This window comes from Bradyrhizobium amphicarpaeae (assembly GCF_002266435.3).
Taxonomy (GTDB): Bacteria; Pseudomonadota; Alphaproteobacteria; order Rhizobiales; family Xanthobacteraceae; genus Bradyrhizobium; species Bradyrhizobium amphicarpaeae.
This window is the reverse complement of sequence record NZ_CP029426.2, coordinates 6515145-6531382: the sequence shown is the minus strand read 5'-3', so window position 1 is coordinate 6531382 and position 16238 is coordinate 6515145. Positions and strand designations below refer to the sequence as shown.

At 65.5% G+C, this 16238-nt stretch carries 14 protein-coding genes and 1 pseudogene; 9 read left to right on the top strand and 6 right to left on the bottom strand.

Translation table 11 applies throughout. The annotated features are described in order from the left end of the window. Nucleotides 1–62: 62 nt before the first annotated feature. From CIT40_RS30590 to CIT40_RS30580, 3 genes are all read right to left on the bottom strand, one after another. Nucleotides 63–1376, bottom strand: coding sequence for a tetratricopeptide repeat protein (locus CIT40_RS30590; RefSeq protein WP_094893007.1), 1314 nt, complete (start codon nt 1374–1376; stop codon nt 63–65). A gap of 16 nt (nt 1377–1392) precedes the next feature. Beyond that, nucleotides 1393–2415 carry an aldo/keto reductase gene (locus tag CIT40_RS30585; protein ID WP_094893006.1) on the bottom strand — a complete coding sequence of 341 codons (1023 nt, stop codon included), beginning with the start codon at nt 2413–2415 and terminating at the stop codon, nt 1393–1395. A 152-nt stretch (nt 2416–2567) separates the two neighbouring features. Continuing rightward, entirely contained in the window at nt 2568–2993 is a 426-nt protein-coding gene (locus tag CIT40_RS30580) for a PaaI family thioesterase (protein ID WP_162307750.1), read from the bottom strand. Between the two features lie 71 nt (nt 2994–3064). On the opposite strand from CIT40_RS30580, the pseudogene CIT40_RS30575 reads away from it, so the two are divergent. Together CIT40_RS30575 and CIT40_RS30570 are read left to right on the top strand one after the other, a co-directional pair. After that, nucleotides 3065–3690: pseudogene (locus CIT40_RS30575) on the top strand (NUDIX hydrolase). A 53-nt stretch (nt 3691–3743) separates the two neighbouring features. Then, nucleotides 3744–4961, top strand: coding sequence for a hypothetical protein (locus CIT40_RS30570; protein WP_094893004.1), 1218 nt, complete (start codon nt 3744–3746; stop codon nt 4959–4961). A 168-nt stretch (nt 4962–5129) separates the two neighbouring features. Here CIT40_RS30570 and CIT40_RS30565 read toward each other — a convergent pair whose 3' ends face one another. Further along, on the bottom strand, nt 5130–5444 hold the full coding sequence (locus tag CIT40_RS30565) for a hypothetical protein (RefSeq protein WP_094893003.1): 315 nt from the start codon (nt 5442–5444) through the stop codon (nt 5130–5132). A 194-nt stretch (nt 5445–5638) separates the two neighbouring features. On the opposite strand from CIT40_RS30565, the gene CIT40_RS30560 reads away from it, so the two are divergent. From CIT40_RS30560 to CIT40_RS30540, 5 genes are all read left to right on the top strand, one after another. Beyond that, nucleotides 5639–6118, top strand: coding sequence for a hypothetical protein (locus CIT40_RS30560; protein ID WP_162307749.1), 480 nt, complete (start codon nt 5639–5641; stop codon nt 6116–6118). A 160-nt stretch (nt 6119–6278) separates the two neighbouring features. Further along, the gene (locus CIT40_RS30555) at nt 6279–7226 is read left to right on the top strand and encodes a TAXI family TRAP transporter solute-binding subunit (RefSeq protein WP_094893001.1); all 948 of its coding nucleotides are present in this window, start codon (nt 6279–6281) and stop codon (nt 7224–7226) included. A gap of 127 nt (nt 7227–7353) precedes the next feature. Further along, nucleotides 7354–9471, top strand: coding sequence for a TRAP transporter permease (locus tag CIT40_RS30550; RefSeq protein ID WP_094893173.1), 2118 nt, complete (start codon nt 7354–7356; stop codon nt 9469–9471). Further along, complete coding sequence (locus tag CIT40_RS30545) at nt 9432–9845, top strand: DUF1850 domain-containing protein (protein ID WP_094893000.1); 414 nt, start codon at nt 9432–9434, stop codon at nt 9843–9845. Before CIT40_RS30550 ends, CIT40_RS30545 begins: the two co-directional genes overlap by 40 nt. A 90-nt stretch (nt 9846–9935) precedes the next feature. Then, entirely contained in the window at nt 9936–10742 is an 807-nt protein-coding gene (locus CIT40_RS30540) for an SDR family NAD(P)-dependent oxidoreductase (protein ID WP_094892999.1), read from the top strand. Between the two features lie 192 nt (nt 10743–10934). Here CIT40_RS30540 and CIT40_RS30535 read toward each other — a convergent pair whose 3' ends face one another. Together CIT40_RS30535 and CIT40_RS30530 are read right to left on the bottom strand one after the other, a co-directional pair. After that, a complete protein-coding gene (locus CIT40_RS30535; RefSeq protein ID WP_094892998.1) occupies nt 10935–11705 on the bottom strand; it encodes a hypothetical protein in 771 nt (256 codons plus the stop codon). Nucleotides 11706–11799: 94 nt separating this feature from the next. Beyond that, nucleotides 11800–13344, bottom strand: coding sequence for a cation:proton antiporter (locus CIT40_RS30530; RefSeq protein WP_094893172.1), 1545 nt, complete (start codon nt 13342–13344; stop codon nt 11800–11802). 146 nt (nt 13345–13490) lie between these two features. Between CIT40_RS30530 and CIT40_RS30525 the strand changes: the two genes are divergently transcribed. Together CIT40_RS30525 and CIT40_RS30520 are read left to right on the top strand one after the other, a co-directional pair. Further along, nucleotides 13491–14255 (top strand): tetratricopeptide repeat protein, encoded by a 765-nt coding sequence (locus CIT40_RS30525; RefSeq protein WP_162307748.1) that lies wholly within the window; start codon nt 13491–13493, stop codon nt 14253–14255. A gap of 132 nt (nt 14256–14387) precedes the next feature. After that, nucleotides 14388–15773, top strand: a complete 1386-nt coding sequence (locus CIT40_RS30520; protein WP_094892996.1) for a tetratricopeptide repeat protein — start codon at nt 14388–14390, stop codon at nt 15771–15773. The last annotated feature ends 465 nt before the right edge of the window (nt 15774–16238 follow it).

Here is a 16238-nt window from a genome sequence, read left to right as displayed (position 1 = left end):
CAAATCGCCCAAACCGTCCCGCCGGCACTTGCCCCCAAGCCGGTGTTTTTTTCGTGGCGGCCTCAGCCCGTCGCCGCCTGCCAGCGCGTATCGCGAAGGGAGGGCCGGCGGTGCAGGCGGGCATCCAGCACGGCGCGGGCGCGGGCGAGCTCGCCGCTGCGCATCAGGGCAACGATATAGGTGTCCTCGACCAGTTCGCGCTGGGCGTGGCTGCCGCCGATCCGCACGACCTCGCCGAGAACGGGCGCCAGCGTTTGCGCGCAAGTCGCGTAATCCTCATCGGCAAAGGCTGCCAGCGCGCAGAAGATCGCGGGCACCACGGGGCCGGCCGGCAGCTTGCCCTCGGCGAGGCGCTGCTCGATGGCTGCAAGGCGCGCGGCGAGCGCGGCGCGGTTTTGCGTCGCCGCCGCGAACAGGGCCATGTGGATGTCGGCGAAGGACAGGCCCGACTTCGGAAACAGCTTTTGCGCGCTGGCGTCGGCGTCGAGCCACAGCGCCTTCGGCACGGTGTGGCCGTAAGCCGACAGGCGCCACAGCAGCGAGGCGGCATCGGTGATGAGGTTGAGCGGCGGCGCCTGCGTGGCTGACGGCTGCAGCACATCGGCATAGATCGACAGAGCGCGTGCCGCATCGCCGTGCTCGAGCGCGCCGAGCGCCTGGTGCCAGCGGATATGCCCGTGCAGAATTCCGGCACGGTCGTAAGAGGGAATCCAGTCGTCGACGAGGCGGTCGGCCGCCTCGATCGAGCCGTCCTCGAACATCGCATGCAGCACCGCGTGCGCGGCGTGGGCATTGGCCCGGTGGAGGTCAAAACCACGCTCGGTCACGGCGCGGCCGCGCGCGACGTCGCCATTCTCGGTCATCGCCCAGCCGGACATGGTGAGGAACCACCAATCCTCGCCGTAATGCTGCGCCACGCGTTCGCACAGCTCGTGCCGCGCCCTGTCGTGGTCGGCCATGCCTGAGAAGGCGAACAGGCCGAATGCGCCGAGCGGCAGCGACAGCACCAGGGCATCGCGCGGCCAGTTCTCAACGTGCCTCAGCGTTGATGCGATCGCCTCCGGCAGCCGGCCCTCGATCGCGAGCGCCAGCGTTTCGACATGCGAGCGCTCACGCTCCGTGCCGCGCACGGCGACCAGCTCGCGCGCGAGCGCCGCCTTGCCTCGGGCCAGATCGCCCTGCTGGTAGAAAGCGTGCACGCGGGCACGGGCGATATGGGGAAGTGCGAAATCCGGGTCAGCCGCAATCGCGCGCTCCAGCGTCTCCGCCGTGCCGGTCCACCCCGCGAGCATGAGGTCGATGCCCTCGCGATAGGCGGATGCGGCCGCATCGGAGGTGGTGGAGAGCGGCAGGCCGTAGCGGTCTTCCTCTGCCATCGTCGTCTCCGGAGATTCACGCCGTCCGCGCGCGGCGGCCCTCGATCGGGTAGGCGGGATCGTTGTAGCCCGGCGTCGAGGGGTGGCCCGGCACGACCAGCCGGTCGATCAGCGCTTCGTCGTCGGCGGTGAAGCGATAGTCGAGCGCGCTGATGTAGCCGTCCCATTGCTCCTCGGTGCGCGGGCCCGCGACGATCGAGGAGACGAAGGCGGAGTTGAGCACCCAGGCGACCGCGAATTGGCCGGCGGTGATGCCCTTCTTCTCGGCATGAGTCTTGATCTCCTGCGCGAGCTGAAGCGATTCCGGCCGCCATTCGGTCTGCATCATGCGGGTGTCGTTGCGGCCGGCGCGTGTCTCCTTGTCTGGGGCGGCATCCGGCCTGTACTTGCCGGTGAGCACGCCGCGCGCCAGCGGGCTGTAGGGCACGATGCCGAGGCCGTAATAAGAGCAGGCCGGAAAATGCTCGACCTCGGGCATGCGGTTCATCGCGTTGTAATAGGGCTGGCTCACCGCGGGCCGGTCGATGCCGAGGCGGTCGCAGATGTTGCAGATCTCGGCGACGCGCCAGGCCCGATAGTTCGACACGCCGAAATAGCGCACCTTGCCGGCACGGATCAGATCGCCCATCGCACGCACCGTCTCCTCCAGCGGCGTCGCATGGTCCTCCTTGTGCAGATAATAGATGTCGATGTGGTCGGTGCCGAGCCGCTTCAGACTTTCGTCGGCGGCCTGCAGCACCCAGCGCCGCGATAGCCCGCCGCGATTGGGATCGTTGCCCATCCCAGTGTTCATGGGATTGGCGAGTTTCGTCGCGAGCACCCAGGCGTGGCGATTGCTCGCGATGGCGCGGCCGACGACCTCCTCGGACCCGCCCTTCGAATAAGCGTCCGCCGTGTCGATGAAATTAATCCCGGCGCCGTGCGCCCGGTCGATGATCCGCTTGGATGCGGCTTCATCCGTGGGCCCGCCGAACATCATGCTGCCCAGACAAATCGGCGACACTTTCAGGCCGCTGCGGCCGAGCTGACGGTAGTGCATGGGCTATCCTCGATATCGGTGAGGCAGCATAGCCAGCAACGGCCGTCATTGCGAGCGCAGCGAAGCAATCCAGAGATGCGTCCGCGGAGAGATGCTGGGGTTGCTTCGCTGCGCTCGCAATGACGGGCAGAAGACGGCGGCAGCCCGACCAACTACCCCGGCCCCTTCAGGATCTTGAATACACCGTTCGCCATCACGATGCAGCGACCATCCACGGTCACCTCCGTGCTCATGAAGATGAGGCTGCGGGTCGAGCGCACCACGTGGGGGCGGGAGATCAGGATGTCGCCGATCTGGCCGGCCTCGACGAAATGAGTGTCGAGCTGCACGGTCGCCATGTACTCCTTGCCGGAGGTGTAGCGGGCGGTCATGCCGCAGGTGCGGTCGGCGAAGGTCATCATCACGCCGCCCTGGACCATGCCGCGGCGGTTGTGGTGCTTGTCCTCGGTCGCGAGTGCGAACTCGTAACGACCGTCGACCTTGCGCTCCCACAGCGGACCGATCAGGTGCATGAAGCCGGTGGTTTCGAGGATACTCCAGCCCTCCGATTTGAGCTTTGTAGCGGCCTTGCTCGTCATCTTTCCGTTCATCCCTGCAACGCATCTCTCTCCTCGTTTCATCAGATGCAGTCCTGGTGTAGTCAAGCATCATGAGACCTTTCGGCGATGCCACCAGACGGAATATCGAAGCCGCCTGCGCCTCCTTCGCGCGACTGCCTGACGAGGCTGCGCCGTCGGCGCTGAAGCGCGCCGCGGTGGTGCTGGCGCTGACCGAGGCCAATGAGGGCGATGACACCGCCTTTCGCTCACCAAGCGCGCATCGAGCTTGCGCGCGCATCGCGGCCAGTGGGCGCTGCCCGGCGGACGCTGCGATGCCGGCGAGACGCCGGTCGAGGCGGCGCTGCGCGAGCTGGATGAAGAGCTCGCGCTGAAGCTTTCGGCCGACGCGGTGCTCGGCCTGCTCGACGACTATCCGACCCGCTCCGGCTATCTGATCACGCCGGTGGTGGTGTGGGCGGCCGACAGCGCAGCGATCCGGCCGAACCCGGACGAGGTTGCTTCCGTCCATCGCATTGCGCTCGACACGATCGAGCGCGACGAGGCCTTCGATTTCACCGCGATCCCCGAGAGCACCCGTCGCGTCATCCGCTTCCATCACCAGATGAGCCTGATCCATGCGCCGACGGCGGCCCTGATCTACCAGTTCCGCGAGGTGCTGGCCGGGCGGCAGACCCGCGTCACCGAGCTGGAACAGCCGGTATTCGCCTGGAAATGAAGGTAAACGGCACGTTAACGTGACGGTTACCGGATGCCTGCTAAGAGGGCAGCATGCATCATTCGATTCGAAACAAGCTCGCGCTGGTTCCACTTGCGCTCGTCCTGATCACACCCGCCGCAAGCGGCGGCGAGGCCGGGGCGCTGTCCCCGGCCGTTCGCGATGCCAACGCCCAGTTGCTGTCGCAGTTTTTCGCGCAAGGCGCGGGGGCATCGCCCGCCGTGCTCGAATATCGCCGCAAGCTCGCGGAATATCAGGCGGCGCGCGCGGCCTTCGACGCCGAGGCCGGCGCCTATTGGAGCCAGATCTCGGAGAAGCGGAAAGGCCGCAACGCCAAGCGTCGCAGCGGGCAGCAGGTGACGCTCGACGACTACGTGCTGGAGCATCCGCCGCTCTATAACGGACCGAAGAAGCCGGTGAATCCGGAGCCGGAGGAAACGCCGGACCGTCCCGCCAAAAAGCCTATTCCGGTGGTCGCCGATTTCCTGCGCGCGGCGCAGGAGCTCTATCAGTTCACGCCGCAGCGCCCGGCGAGCGAGATCGAGTTCAAGCGCGCCTATGCGCGCTACGCGCTGGCCTCCGGGCTGACCCGCGAGCAGGCCGTGCGGGTTTATTCGTTCGAGACCGGCGGCACCGGCAATCATGACGTGCAGGCGGGAATCGAGCATGGCGGCAAGCGCGCGATCTCGACCGCGATGGGCTACAACCAGCTCCTGACCACCAACAGCGTCGAGCTGCTGGCCGAGCAGGGGCACGAGCTCATCCGTGCGCTCTCCGAGAAGGTGACGCGGACGTCAGGTCCGGCGCGCCACGCGCTCGAGCATAAGCTCGTCGTGCTGAAGAAGATGGTGGCGCATGCGAAATCGGTGCCCGACACATGGTCGGAGCACGAGAAGATCGGCAACACCGCGCAGGGCTGGGCCATGCATGCGATGGTGCTCGACATCGACGTCGGGCCGATGTTGCAGACCCACAAGCTCCTGACCTCGGTGTTGTTCGCCCGCGCCAAGGGCTACAGCCGTCCGCTCACCGCGGCCGAGCTCGAGATGATGAACCTCACCGGCGACGGCACCGGGCTCGACATGGTGACGATGCCGCAGGCCATGCGCGAGCAGGTGCCGACCTCGAACTTCTTCCAGCGCGGCGGCTACGAGCGCAACCCGGTCGCGATCCGCCACAACACGGTGGCGAAGCTGCTCGCGGTGACGGACGACCGGATGGATTCGAACAGCAGCAAACCCGGCGCAAGGGAAATGGCGGCGGCGTTTTAGCCGCTCGCGAGCTGCCGCCCCCTGCTGTCGTGCTCCGCGAAGGCGGGGCATCCAGTACGCCGCGGCTTCTCGGTTCAGCCACGTCCGTCTCCGGAATACTGGATCGTCCGCCTTCGCGGACGATGACACTGAGAATGTGGTGCCGCCGTCGCGCGTCAGCGAAACCGCCTACTGATCCGGCCCGAACTTGAACTTGCCGTCGCCTTCGAGATACGGGCCGCTGCGCATGTAGAGCTGGCCGTTGTGGCCGATGAAGAACAGCGTGCCTCTCGGGACCTTCTTGGCGCCCTTCAGCAGCTCGCCGGCGTTGCTGGTGCCCATCTTGTAGGAAAAGGTCTTGCCTTCCTTGTCATAGGCGTAGCCCGTGTCGGGCTTGAGCTCCCACGGCGTTGCCGGGGCTTGCGCGAAAGCAGGCCCGGCGAAGGCGCCGAGCGTTGCGAGTGCAACCGAAACAAGTGCAAATGTCTTCGTTGGAAATGCCATGATCCCATCCTCCCCTCGCTGGGGCATCGGGCTTGAACAAATCACGAACGGCATGTCAGGGTCAATTTGCGAAAGCGCCGCGGCGCATCACGTCTTGCCCAGCAGTTTGTGATTTTCCCTTCGTCCCCTCGCGACTATGTTCCGCTTTCCGTCTAGAACGCAACTCGACAAAATTATTGGCAGGGATGATTCGGATGCGCCATGTGATTAAACTTTGCTGGGCTGCTGCATTGTCGTTGACGGCGCTGGCGCCGGCCGCCCGGGCCGATGACTACCAGCTTAGCCACAACCAGCGCATTTCGTGCAGCCGCGGCCTCGCCCCGGGCAAGCTGAACACCGCGACCTGCAAATCCTACACTTATCTTTTCAACGCCAAGACCTCGGAATATTTCCGCTGCCAGGTCTCGCTGGCGCTGACCCGCGACAACAAGGAAGTCATCAACGTCCAGACCGACGGCGGCTGCATCAAGAAGCCGCGCATCTTCGAGACCGACGGGAAATATGATTTCGACGCGACCGAGACCGAGCCGCCGAACACCAACTCGTTCTTCGGCCCTGGCGGTTATTCGGTCTGGGCAGCCGATGTCGGGGCGCAGAAGATCCGCGGCTGCATCACCATCTCGTCCGGCCTCGGTTCCGACATCTCCAAGTGCCTGGATATGACGTTCCAGTGAGAGGGGCGCGGCCAGGGCTGCGCCACCTCGCCGCAGTCCCGGGTTCCCGAAAACCGAGCCCGACCGGCCATTTCCCCCAAGTCCTTTTTATCTTTCGGATGGGTTGACCCGCATCCCTCATCCGGCCAATTTCGCCGCCGGTTTGGGGAGAACAACAACCATGAAACGGACCATTTTCGGCGCGGCCGCGGCTCTTGCTCTGGCGGCGTCGGCACCTTGCGCGCAGGCGCAATCCTTCATCAACGTGCTGACCGGCGGCACTTCCGGCGTCTACTACCCGCTCGGGGTCGCAATCGGGAAGATCTACGGCGACAAGATTCCGAACGTGAAGACGCAGGTGCAGGCCACCAAGGCGTCGGTCGAGAACCTGATCCTGCTGCAGCAGGGCCGCGGCGAGCTGGCGTTCACGCTGGGCGATTCGCTCAAGGCCGCCTGGGACGGCGACGAGGAAGCCGGCTTCAAGACCAAGCTGGACAAGCTCCGCACCATCGGCGCGATCTATCCGAACTACATCCAGATCGTCGCGACCACTGAATCCGGCATCAAGACGCTGGCCGACCTCAAGGGCAAAAGCCTCTCCGTCGGCGCGCCGAAGTCCGGCACGGAGCTGAATTCGCGTGCGATCCTGGCTGCCGCCGGCATGAGCTACAAGGATCTCGGCAAGGTCGAATATCTGCCCTTTGCCGAGTCCGTGGATCTGATGAAGAACCGTCAGCTCGCAGCGACGCTGCAATCGGCCGGCCTCGGCGTCGCTTCGCTGAAGGACCTGTCGACATCGAGCCCGATCACGGTGGTGTCGGTGCCGAAGGAGACCGTCGACAAGATCGGCCCGCCCTTCGTCTCCGCAATCATTCCGGCCAACACCTATACCGGCCAGGACAAGGACGTGCCGACCGCGGCCGTGATCAACTATCTCGTCACCAGCTCCGCGGTGTCGGACGATCTCGCCTATCAGATGACCAAGCTGATCTACGAATCGCTGCCGGAATTGCAGAATGCGCATGCGGCCGGCAAGGAGATCAAGCTCGAGACCGCCGCGACCGGCAGCCCGGTTCCGCTGCACCCGGGCGCGATCCGCTATTACAAGGAAAAAGGGCTGATCAAGTAGGGCAGGTGTCATGTAGGGCAGGTGTCATGGCCGGGCTTGACCCGGCCATCCATCCTTCATGACTCATCTTTAGATGGATGCCCGGGTCAAGCCCGGGCATGACGATTTCAGGGCACGGGACATGTCGATGTTGCAGGCAGAGGGCGCGCAGGCTGCGCCCGAGAAGGTCAAGGTCGAGTTCGACAATTTCGAGCACGGTTTCCCGGAAGGCTTCGGCCCGCGCGGGTGGGGCGCGCTCGCCTATTGGATCGGCATCGCCTTCGCCATTTTCCAGCTCTATGTCGCCGCCTTCAACTATCTGCCGAGCCAGGTGGTGCGCGGCGTCCATGTCGGCTTCCTCGTCCTGCTCACCTTCGGCCTCATCGCCAACTTCACCGCGAAGAGCAATTTCGGCCGCGCGCTCGGCTGGGCGATCGGCGGCGCCGGATTCCTTTGCGGGCTCTACCAGTGGATCTTCTACGCCGATCTGATCGCGCGCGACGGCGACCCGACGCGGCTCGATCTCGTGGTCGGAACGGTGCTGGCGGTGCTGATCTTCGAGGGCACGCGGCGCCTGATGGGAGCGGCGCTGCCGCTGATGTGCGGCGCCTGCCTCGTCTACTGGTTCTTCGGCCAGTACCTGCCGTCGCCGCTCAACCATCGCGGTTACGATTTCGACCAGATCATCACGCATCTGTCGTTCGGCACCGAGGGATTCTACGGCGTGCCGATCTACGTGTCGGCGACCTACATCTTCCTGTTCATATTGTTCGGCTCGTTCCTGGAGCGGGCCGGCATGATCCAGCTCTTCACCGACGTGTCGCTCGGCCTGTTCGGCCGCACCCGCGGCGGACCCGCGAAAGTCGCGGTGTTCGCCTCGGGGATGATGGGCACGATCTCCGGCTCGGGTGTCGCCAATGTCGTCACCGTCGGCCAGTTCACGATTCCCTTGATGATCAGGTTCGGCTATCGCCGCGCGTTCGCGGCCGGCGTCGAGGCCACGGCTTCGATGGGCGGCCAGATCATGCCGCCGGTGATGGGCGCAGTCGCCTTCATCATGGCCGAGACGCTCGGCGTGCAATATTCCGAGATCGTCAAGGCGGCGGCAATCCCCGCCATCCTCTATTTCGCGTCCGCGTTTTGGATGGTGCATCTGGAAGCCGGCAAGCACGGCCTGGTCGGCATGAAGCGCTCGGAAATCCCGAGCGCCTGGAAGGCGCTGGTGACGCGCTGGTACCTCGTGCTGCCGCTTGCCGCGCTCGTCTACATGCTGTTCGAGGGTTTTACGCCGCTTTATGCCGGCAGCATGGGGCTCGCGCTGACCGTGGCGCTGATCCTCGGCACCGCCATCACCACCGGCGCCCCCTCGAATGTGATCCGCGCCATCTTCTGGATCGGACTTGCGCTCGTCGTCGCCGCACTGTCGCGTGACGGCCTCAAGATCGTGCCGGTTGCGAGCGTCGTGGTCGGGCTGATCGTGATTGCCGCTTTCGTGCGTGGCGGGTTCAAGGCCTTGCGCGAGTGCCGCGATGCGCTGGCCGAAAGCGCGAAGTCCGCGATCACCGTCGGCATGGCCTGCGCCATCGTCGGCGTCATCATCGGCATGATGTCGCAGACCGGTGTCGGCACCATCTTCGGCGGCTGGGTGATCGGGCTCGGCGAGAAGAGCCTGTTCCTGGCGCTGATCATGACCATGCTGCTGTCGATCCTGCTCGGCACCGGCATCCCGACCATCCCGACCTACATCATCACCGCCGCGCTCGCCGCGCCGGCGCTGGCGAAGCTCGGCGTGCCGCTGATCGCGAGCCACATGTTCGCGTTCTACTACGGCATCATGGCCGACCTCTCGCCGCCGGTGGCGCTGGCCGCGCTCGCGGCGGCGCCGATTGCCAAGGAGAACCCGGACAAGATCGGCTGGGAGGCAATGCGCATCGCGCTCGCCGGCTATGTCATTCCCTTCATCTTCGTCTATTCGCCGGCCTTGATGTTGCAGGCCGGCGATCCCATGGCGGCCAAGCTCGGCTTCTATGGTGCGGTGGCATTGGCGAGCGTCAAGGCGTTGGTGGCGATCGCCCTGTTCGGCATGGTGGCGATCGGTTTCCTGTTCACGCGGCTGACGCTGATCGAGCGCCTGGTCGGGCTCGGCGCCGCGTTCTGCCTGCTCGGCGACTTCCAGTTCAGCGACACCGCGGGCTTCGTGCTCGCTGCGGCCATCGTGCTGTGGCAATGGCGGCAGCGCCCGCCGGCGCCTGTCGAGGCGGTGTGAGTCTCTGCTTCGCCACCGCCGGCGGCGTGAAGGCGCTGGCGCTGTCCGCGTTCACGCTGGTCTGGACGCATTCGATCGCGAAAGTCGATTGGCAGGAAGACTGGCGCGTCACCCCCGCCGGTCTCGAGCTGGTGCAGGCCCGCGTCAAGGGCACCGGCCCCGGCATGGAGCCGCCGCCCGAGGCGCGGCTGGTCGACGGCTGGTTTCAGTGGCAGCCGAAGCGGGCACCGATGCCGGAGGTCGTGCTCGGCAATTCGGGCGCGGCGGGGGAGTGGCGGCTGTGTCATGATGGGCAATGCCGGACGCTGTCGGAGATTGTCGGGCATCCCATTGGTGCTAACGTCACCACGATGAAAGTCTGCAAGGACCCGTAGCCCGCATGAGCGGAGCGATATGCGGGAACGGCTGCCCCGGATATCGCTCCGCTCATCCGGGCTACAAGAGCAACAACAAGGAGGCACGGGATGGATCGGCTCAAGGGCAAGGTTGCGATGGTGGTGGGGGCCGGCTCGATCGGCCCCGGCTGGGGCAACGGCAAGGCCACTGCCGTGACGTTCGCGCGCGAGGGCGCGCAGGTGTTTTGCGTCGACCGCAATGGCGCTGCGGCCGAGGAGACCGCAGAGATCATCACCGGCGAAGGCGGCAAGGCGATCGCCTTCACGGCCGACGTGTCCCACGCGAGCGAGATCGAGGCGATGGTGGCGGCGTGCCTGACGGCCTATGGCCGCATCGACGTGCTCGACAACAATGTCGGCATCGCCGAGATGGGCAGCGTGGTCGAGGTCACCGAGGAGAGCTGGGACCGCGTCTTCAGCGTCAATCTCAAGAGCGCCTATTTCGCCATGAAGCACGTCATTCCCGTCATGGTGAAGCAGGGCGGCGGCTCGATCATCAACATCTCCTCGATCGCCTCGATTCGCCACATGGGGATCTCCTATGTCACCTACGGCACCTCGAAGGCGGCGATGAACCAGATGACGCGCACCACCGCGATCGAGTTTGCGAAGAGCCATGTGCGGGTCAATGCGATCCTGCCCGGCCTGATGAAGACGCCGATGGTCGAGCATTCCGCGGGGCTCGCCAACAGCTACGCCAAGGGCGATGTGGAAGCGATGTGGCGCGCCCGCGATGCACAGGTGCCGATGGGCCACATGGGCGATGCCTTCGACGTCGCCAACGCCGCGTTGTTCCTGGCGTCGGACGAGTCGAAATATGTGACGGGGATCGAACTGGTGGTCGACGGCGGGATCACGTGCAAGGCGGGGGCTTAAGGCAACACAGATAGAACCGTCATCCTGAGGTGCGAGGTGTGCGATGCAGAGCATCGCGCGGGGAGCCGCGAAGGATGAGCGGCCCCGTTTTGGCAGCCGGAGCGTCGCCCTTCGAGGGCCGCTGAAGAAGCGGCCATCTCAGGGTGACGGATTGAGATTGGTGCTTGGCACGACAGTGGTGTGTTTGGCGACCTACTGCGCCAGCGCCAATATCCCGCCGGCAAATCGATGCCACGCGGCGCTCTCGCTGATCGGCCAGTTCAGCACCTTCACCGCCAGCAGCGCCAGCGTGCCATAGATGTAGACCGGATGCACCCGGCCTTCGGCGCGCCAGTCCCGCACCATGGCGACGACCAGCAGGAGCGAGGCGACCACGGCCGGCGCGATCGTCACCGGCACCGGCGGCGGGCCGGGCGGTCCCGGAGGTGCCAGGAATGTCAGGAACCAGCGCGCGATCGCAGCGTCGAGGATCGAGACTGCCGCGAGCAGCATCAGGCGCTTGTGAATCCCGGGCCTGCGCGTGTTCATGATCGCCAGCACGAACACGATTGCGAAGAACGCAATCCCGCTCATCGGCACGATCGAGAAGGCGATGCCGGCCTCGCGCTGCCCGAGGGCGGCGGAATGCTGCATCACGTGTACGGAGGCGAGGAAGCCGAAGATCGTCATCGCGGTCGCGAGCGACACGCCGGCAATGCCGAGCGAGCGGTGATTGACCACGCGGCCCGAGGCCGCGAGCCAGGTCTGGAGCACGAAATAGAGCGACCAGGTGAAGAACAGGAAGCCGTGAAAGTGAATCACGGGGCCTGCGGACAATGCACCGCGCGCGAGCGGCATCCAATAGGTTGGTGCGAAGCCCAGGAAGGCGGTGGCCGCGCAGGCCAGGGCCATGTGGAGATAAAAATATCGTGCAGGCGACGCATCACGCGCGCGTACACGACGATCTTCGGTCAGAGTCGTCATCAGGGGTGAGTCTGGGAAGGCGGCGTTTGGTTCAACGTCTTCCGTTTTCTCTGTTCGTGTCTGGGACGGCTGCGGAGCTTGTCATCACCGGGCCTCATCCCCCGGCGCTCAATTCTGCGCGATCGAGCTCCTCTTCGATCCGGTGGAAGGCGTCGTCGCCGATCACTTCGGTGGCCCGGAGCTCGAAGATCGATTTGCGGGCAGCCTCGATGGCGCGGCGGCGCAGGGGATCGGCCGGCAGTTCGCCGTTGGCGATGCCGCCGTTGGGGTCGCCCTCGGCCTGCATCAGGATGGCGCGATATTCGAGCCGCAGGATCTCCGCCTCCTCCGACGGATCGCTCTCGATTGCATCGAGCGCGGCGCGATAGGCGACCGCACGCGCCCGCGCGACCTCGGTGCCGACGGGATCGTCGTCTTTGAGGCCAAACGCCAGGATCAGTGGCCGCAGCGTCAGGCCCTGGATCACCAGCGATCCCAGCACCACCGCAAACGCGATGAAGACGATGAAATCGCGATGGGGAAAATTCTCCGGCAGGGCGAAGGCGGTGGCGAGCGTGACGAGGCCGCGCATGCCGCACCAGGAGATGATGAGGCCGCCCTTCGGCGAAGCCACGGCCTTCGGGTCCTTGGGGTGAAACATTCCCCGCGCCACCAGCACGCGCAGGATCGCGCGATAGAACGTCACCCAGAGCAGCCGGACCAGCACCACGGTGAGCAGGATCCAGGCCGCGGCCACGCAATATTCCCAGCGCACGTCCGCGTTGAGCCGCGTCCAGATCGGGCGCATCTGCATGCCGATCAGCATGAAGGCCAGCACGTTGAGCACGAATACGATCGTCTCCCAGACCGCATAGGACGGCACGCGCAGCCGCGCCGGCATGCGCGCGCCTGCCGAGCGCGCCATCGTCATGGCATAGACCACGATGGTGAGGATGCCGGAAAGGCCGAGATGCTCGGCGGCGATCCAGACCATGAAGGTGGTGGCGAACTGCACGATGATCGCGCTCGGTGCTTCCTTGACGCGTTCCAGAAGCAGCGGGACGATGTAGCCCGCGATCAGGCCGGCGACGACGCTGCCGACCAGGGCCAGCGCCATCGTCGGCGCGACCTGGCTCCAGGTCAGATGCTCGGTGGCGACCGCACCGACTGCGATGCGATAGATCAGGAGCGCGCTGGCGTCGTTGAGCAGGCTTTCGCCCTCCAGGACCTTCACCATGCGATGGGGCAGCTTGACCTGGCTCAGGATCGCAACCGCAGCGGCCGCATCGGGCGGCGCCACGATGGCCCCGAGCGCGACCGCGGCGGCCCATGGCATCTCGGGCATCAGCCGGTGCGCGACGAAAGCGACGCCGGCCGTGGTCAGGCCGACCGCGGCGACGACCAGGGTCGAGACCGGAACCCAATTGTTGCGCAAATCGCGCAGCGAGGTGTCGAAGGCGGCATCGAGCAGCACCGGTGCGACAAAAAGCGCCAATGCCAGGTCCGGCTCCAGCGCCCAGGACGGGCTGTTCGGCACGAAAGCGATCAGCGCGCCGCCGATGGCGAGAAAGGTCGGGTAGGGGACCTTGATCCGCCGCGCCAGCGCCGATAAGGCAACGGCGCCGAGCAGAAGCGCGATGATCCATTCGAATGTCGACACGATGATCCCCGAGCCGGTTGAGCGGCGCCACAAGCCAGCACCAATCCGGCCGTATGATGGATAGTGCGGTCCCGAGGCAAGACTTAAGACAAGACTTAAGGCAAAGCTCAGGGCAAGACTCAAGCGGACTTCCAACAGCAAGAAACATGCGTTTTCAGAAGCTCATTCAGTCATCAGGTGCCGCGTTGTTTTGCGCGCTGTCGTTCGCCGCCGCTCAGGCGGCGACCGGCGGCGAGCCGGCGGCGGTGATACAGGTCGATGTCGCCCCATGCCTCGCGGCGGCTGCAGCCGACGACATGGACAAGGCCGCGACGGCCTGTGCCGCCGTGATCGACAATGAGAAGACGGCGAAGGCGGATCTGATTAAGGCGCTGATCGCGCGCGCAGCGCTCCATGCGCGGCACGACCAGATCGATCGCGCCATCGCCGACGACAGCCGCGTTCTTTCGCTCGACCCTGCGCTCGCCGACATCTGGAATGCGCGCGGCGAACTCTGGCTGAAGAAGGGCGACAAGCCCAAGGCGGTGCAGGATTTCGGCGCGGCATTGAAGATCGACCCGAACCACGAGAAGGCCAGGGCCAATCACAAGGCAATGGCGCGCGAGATCGAGCGGATCGGCGCGCAGATGGCCGTCGCCGGCAAGCCCAGCTTCAATTGCGCGCGGGCGCGCCGTGGGGCAGAGAAGGCGATCTGCGGCAACCGCGAGCTGGCCGATCTCGATCGCGAGATCTTCGGGTCGCATTTGCGCGTCATCCGCGAAGCCGGGAGCCCGGCGGAGGCGCGCAAGATCCAACGTGAGCAGGATGAATTCATCGCGCGCAGAAATGCCGGATACGGCCGGCCGGGTTATGATCTGAAAAAGGCGATGCAGGAGCGCCTGCGACAGATCAACGGGGTTGACGGGTATTGAGGGGCGTTGCTCCAAGAGAGTTCGTCATGCCCGGGACAAGCCCGGCCATGACGGGGTCGACGGGCCCGCGTTGAACCCATCCCTGTCCCGCCGCGACAATGGTGAAAACCTGACGTCACGGAGCACTCTGTCATGTGCGGCACGCATCTTTCCGCGCAACGGCTTTCCCCTGCCAAAGCCTCGCTTCGCACTTTTCTGCTCAGTGCGGCCATGAGCCTCGTCCTTGCAGCTCCCGCCTCGGCGGGCGCCGATTGCGTCATCGGCAGCAAGGCTGCTCCCGCGGAGCTGGTCCCGGCCTGCACTGTCATCATCGACCAGGGTGCAAGTCCCGCGTCCGAGCGCGCCGCGGCGCTGCTGGTTCGTGCCGACGCCCATGCCCGCACCTCGGGCGGCCTCACGCAGGCCTTGCGGGACATCGACCGGGCCATTGCGCTCGACGGCAGGAATGCAAAGGCATGGCGCCTGCGCGGCGATCTCCTGCGCGAGGGCGGCGGCGATCTCAATCGTGCGGCGGCCGACCTCGGCAAGGCGATCGAGCTCGATCCGCAGGATGCGGAGGCCTACGAGCTGCGCGGTGTGGTCTACACGACCCAGCGCAGGCTCGACCGGGCGCTCGCCGATTACGACCAGGCAATCAAGCTGAAGCCGGATGATGCACAGGCTTGGTCCGACCGCGGCGTGAACTACTATCTCGGCGGCGACAACGAGAAGGCGATCAAGGATCTCAGCGAGGCGCTGCGGCTCGATCCCAACCGTCCCCGCACCTACACCAACCGCGGCGCCGCATACAAGAAGCTCGGCCAGCTCGACAAGGCGGTGGCCGACGACGGCGAGGCGATCAGGCTCGATCCGAAGGTGCCCGAATATTTCGACAATCGCGGACTCACCTATGCCGCGATGAAAGAGTACGACAAGGCGATTGCCGATTACGACCAGGCGCTGCGGCTGGCGCCCCGGCCGAACTTCTTCACCAATCGCGGCGATTCCTACCAGTTCAAGGGGGAGCTCGGAGCCGCGCTCGGTGACTACGAGGCTGCCCTGAGGCTCGATCCGAATTTCGCGCTGACCTACAACAACCGCGCGGTCCTCTACAAGAAGATGGGCGAGCGCAAGAAGGCGCTGGCCGATTACGAGACGGCGCTCAAGCTCGATCCCGGCAACGAGAACGCTGCCAACGGCCGCCGCAGCATGGTCGCGGAGATCGCGAAATTCGGAGATGAGCCGCTGCGGCCTCTCGCAGCCGCTTCCGGCAACGGTCCGTCCTTCGCATGCGCGACGGCCAAACGCGAGGTCGAGAAGGTGATCTGCGCCGATCCGCAGCTCGGCATGCTCGATCGCCAGATCGCCGAGACCTACGAGCGCGTGCTGAAATCGGCGAGCAGGCGCTCGGCCAGCGAGCTGCGCAAGACCCAGCGCGATTTCCTCAGCCATCGTAACGCCAGCTTCGGCCGGCCGGGCTATGATCTGAAGAAGGTCATGCAGGAGCGGTTGCAGAAACTGAATGCGACGGAGAGTTGAGGCACGCCTTTCGCCTCTCCCCGCCTGCGGCAGGGCTATCGCATATGACTTTCGGATGGGCCTGAGCAAGCGCCTCGTCCTTCGAGACGACCGCGGAGCATGTCATCGGCCGCGCTTTGCGCGGACCCCGTGGCGGTCTCTCAGGATGAGGCTGAGTTGCAGTTGTGTCCGTTGAAATGGCCGCTGCAGACTCCGTCGTCATCCTGAGGGCCCGCCGGAGGCGGGCGTCTCGAAGGATGGCCACGGGCGAGATTCCCGCCACGGTTTCTTATATGCGATTGCCATGCCTGGAGGGGGGAGAGGCCGGAATGTGCGATGGCAAATTCGGGGTGAGGGGCTCTCCGCGAGTCCAGCTCCTATAGCGTGATTGCGGATGCAGCCCTCACCCCGCCCTGCTCCCCTAAGAATGGGGAGAGGGAAAAATGACCCATCCTTTTCAGCTTGAACCGCAGCCCGTTCCCGGGA

Coding starts and splice junctions, on each gene's coding strand:
- CIT40_RS30570 (WP_094893004.1), top strand. CDS start 3,744: ATGCATCATTCGATTCGAAACAAGCTCGCGCTGGTTCCACTTGCGCTC.
- CIT40_RS30525 (WP_162307748.1), top strand. CDS start 13,491: ATGCGTTTTCAGAAGCTCATTCAGTCATCAGGTGCCGCGTTGTTTTGC.
- CIT40_RS30520 (WP_094892996.1), top strand. CDS start 14,388: ATGTGCGGCACGCATCTTTCCGCGCAACGGCTTTCCCCTGCCAAAGCC.
- CIT40_RS30585 (WP_094893006.1), bottom strand. CDS start 2,415: ATGCACTACCGTCAGCTCGGCCGCAGCGGCCTGAAAGTGTCGCCGATT.
- CIT40_RS30540 (WP_094892999.1), top strand. CDS start 9,936: ATGGATCGGCTCAAGGGCAAGGTTGCGATGGTGGTGGGGGCCGGCTCG.
- CIT40_RS30555 (WP_094893001.1), top strand. CDS start 6,279: ATGAAACGGACCATTTTCGGCGCGGCCGCGGCTCTTGCTCTGGCGGCG.
- CIT40_RS30545 (WP_094893000.1), top strand. CDS start 9,432: ATGGCGGCAGCGCCCGCCGGCGCCTGTCGAGGCGGTGTGAGTCTCTGC.
- CIT40_RS30560 (WP_162307749.1), top strand. CDS start 5,639: ATGCGCCATGTGATTAAACTTTGCTGGGCTGCTGCATTGTCGTTGACG.
- CIT40_RS30580 (WP_162307750.1), bottom strand. CDS start 2,993: ATGACGAGCAAGGCCGCTACAAAGCTCAAATCGGAGGGCTGGAGTATC.
- CIT40_RS30590 (WP_094893007.1), bottom strand. CDS start 1,376: ATGGCAGAGGAAGACCGCTACGGCCTGCCGCTCTCCACCACCTCCGAT.
- CIT40_RS30535 (WP_094892998.1), bottom strand. CDS start 11,705: ATGACGACTCTGACCGAAGATCGTCGTGTACGCGCGCGTGATGCGTCG.
- CIT40_RS30550 (WP_094893173.1), top strand. CDS start 7,354: ATGTTGCAGGCAGAGGGCGCGCAGGCTGCGCCCGAGAAGGTCAAGGTC.
- CIT40_RS30565 (WP_094893003.1), bottom strand. CDS start 5,444: ATGGCATTTCCAACGAAGACATTTGCACTTGTTTCGGTTGCACTCGCA.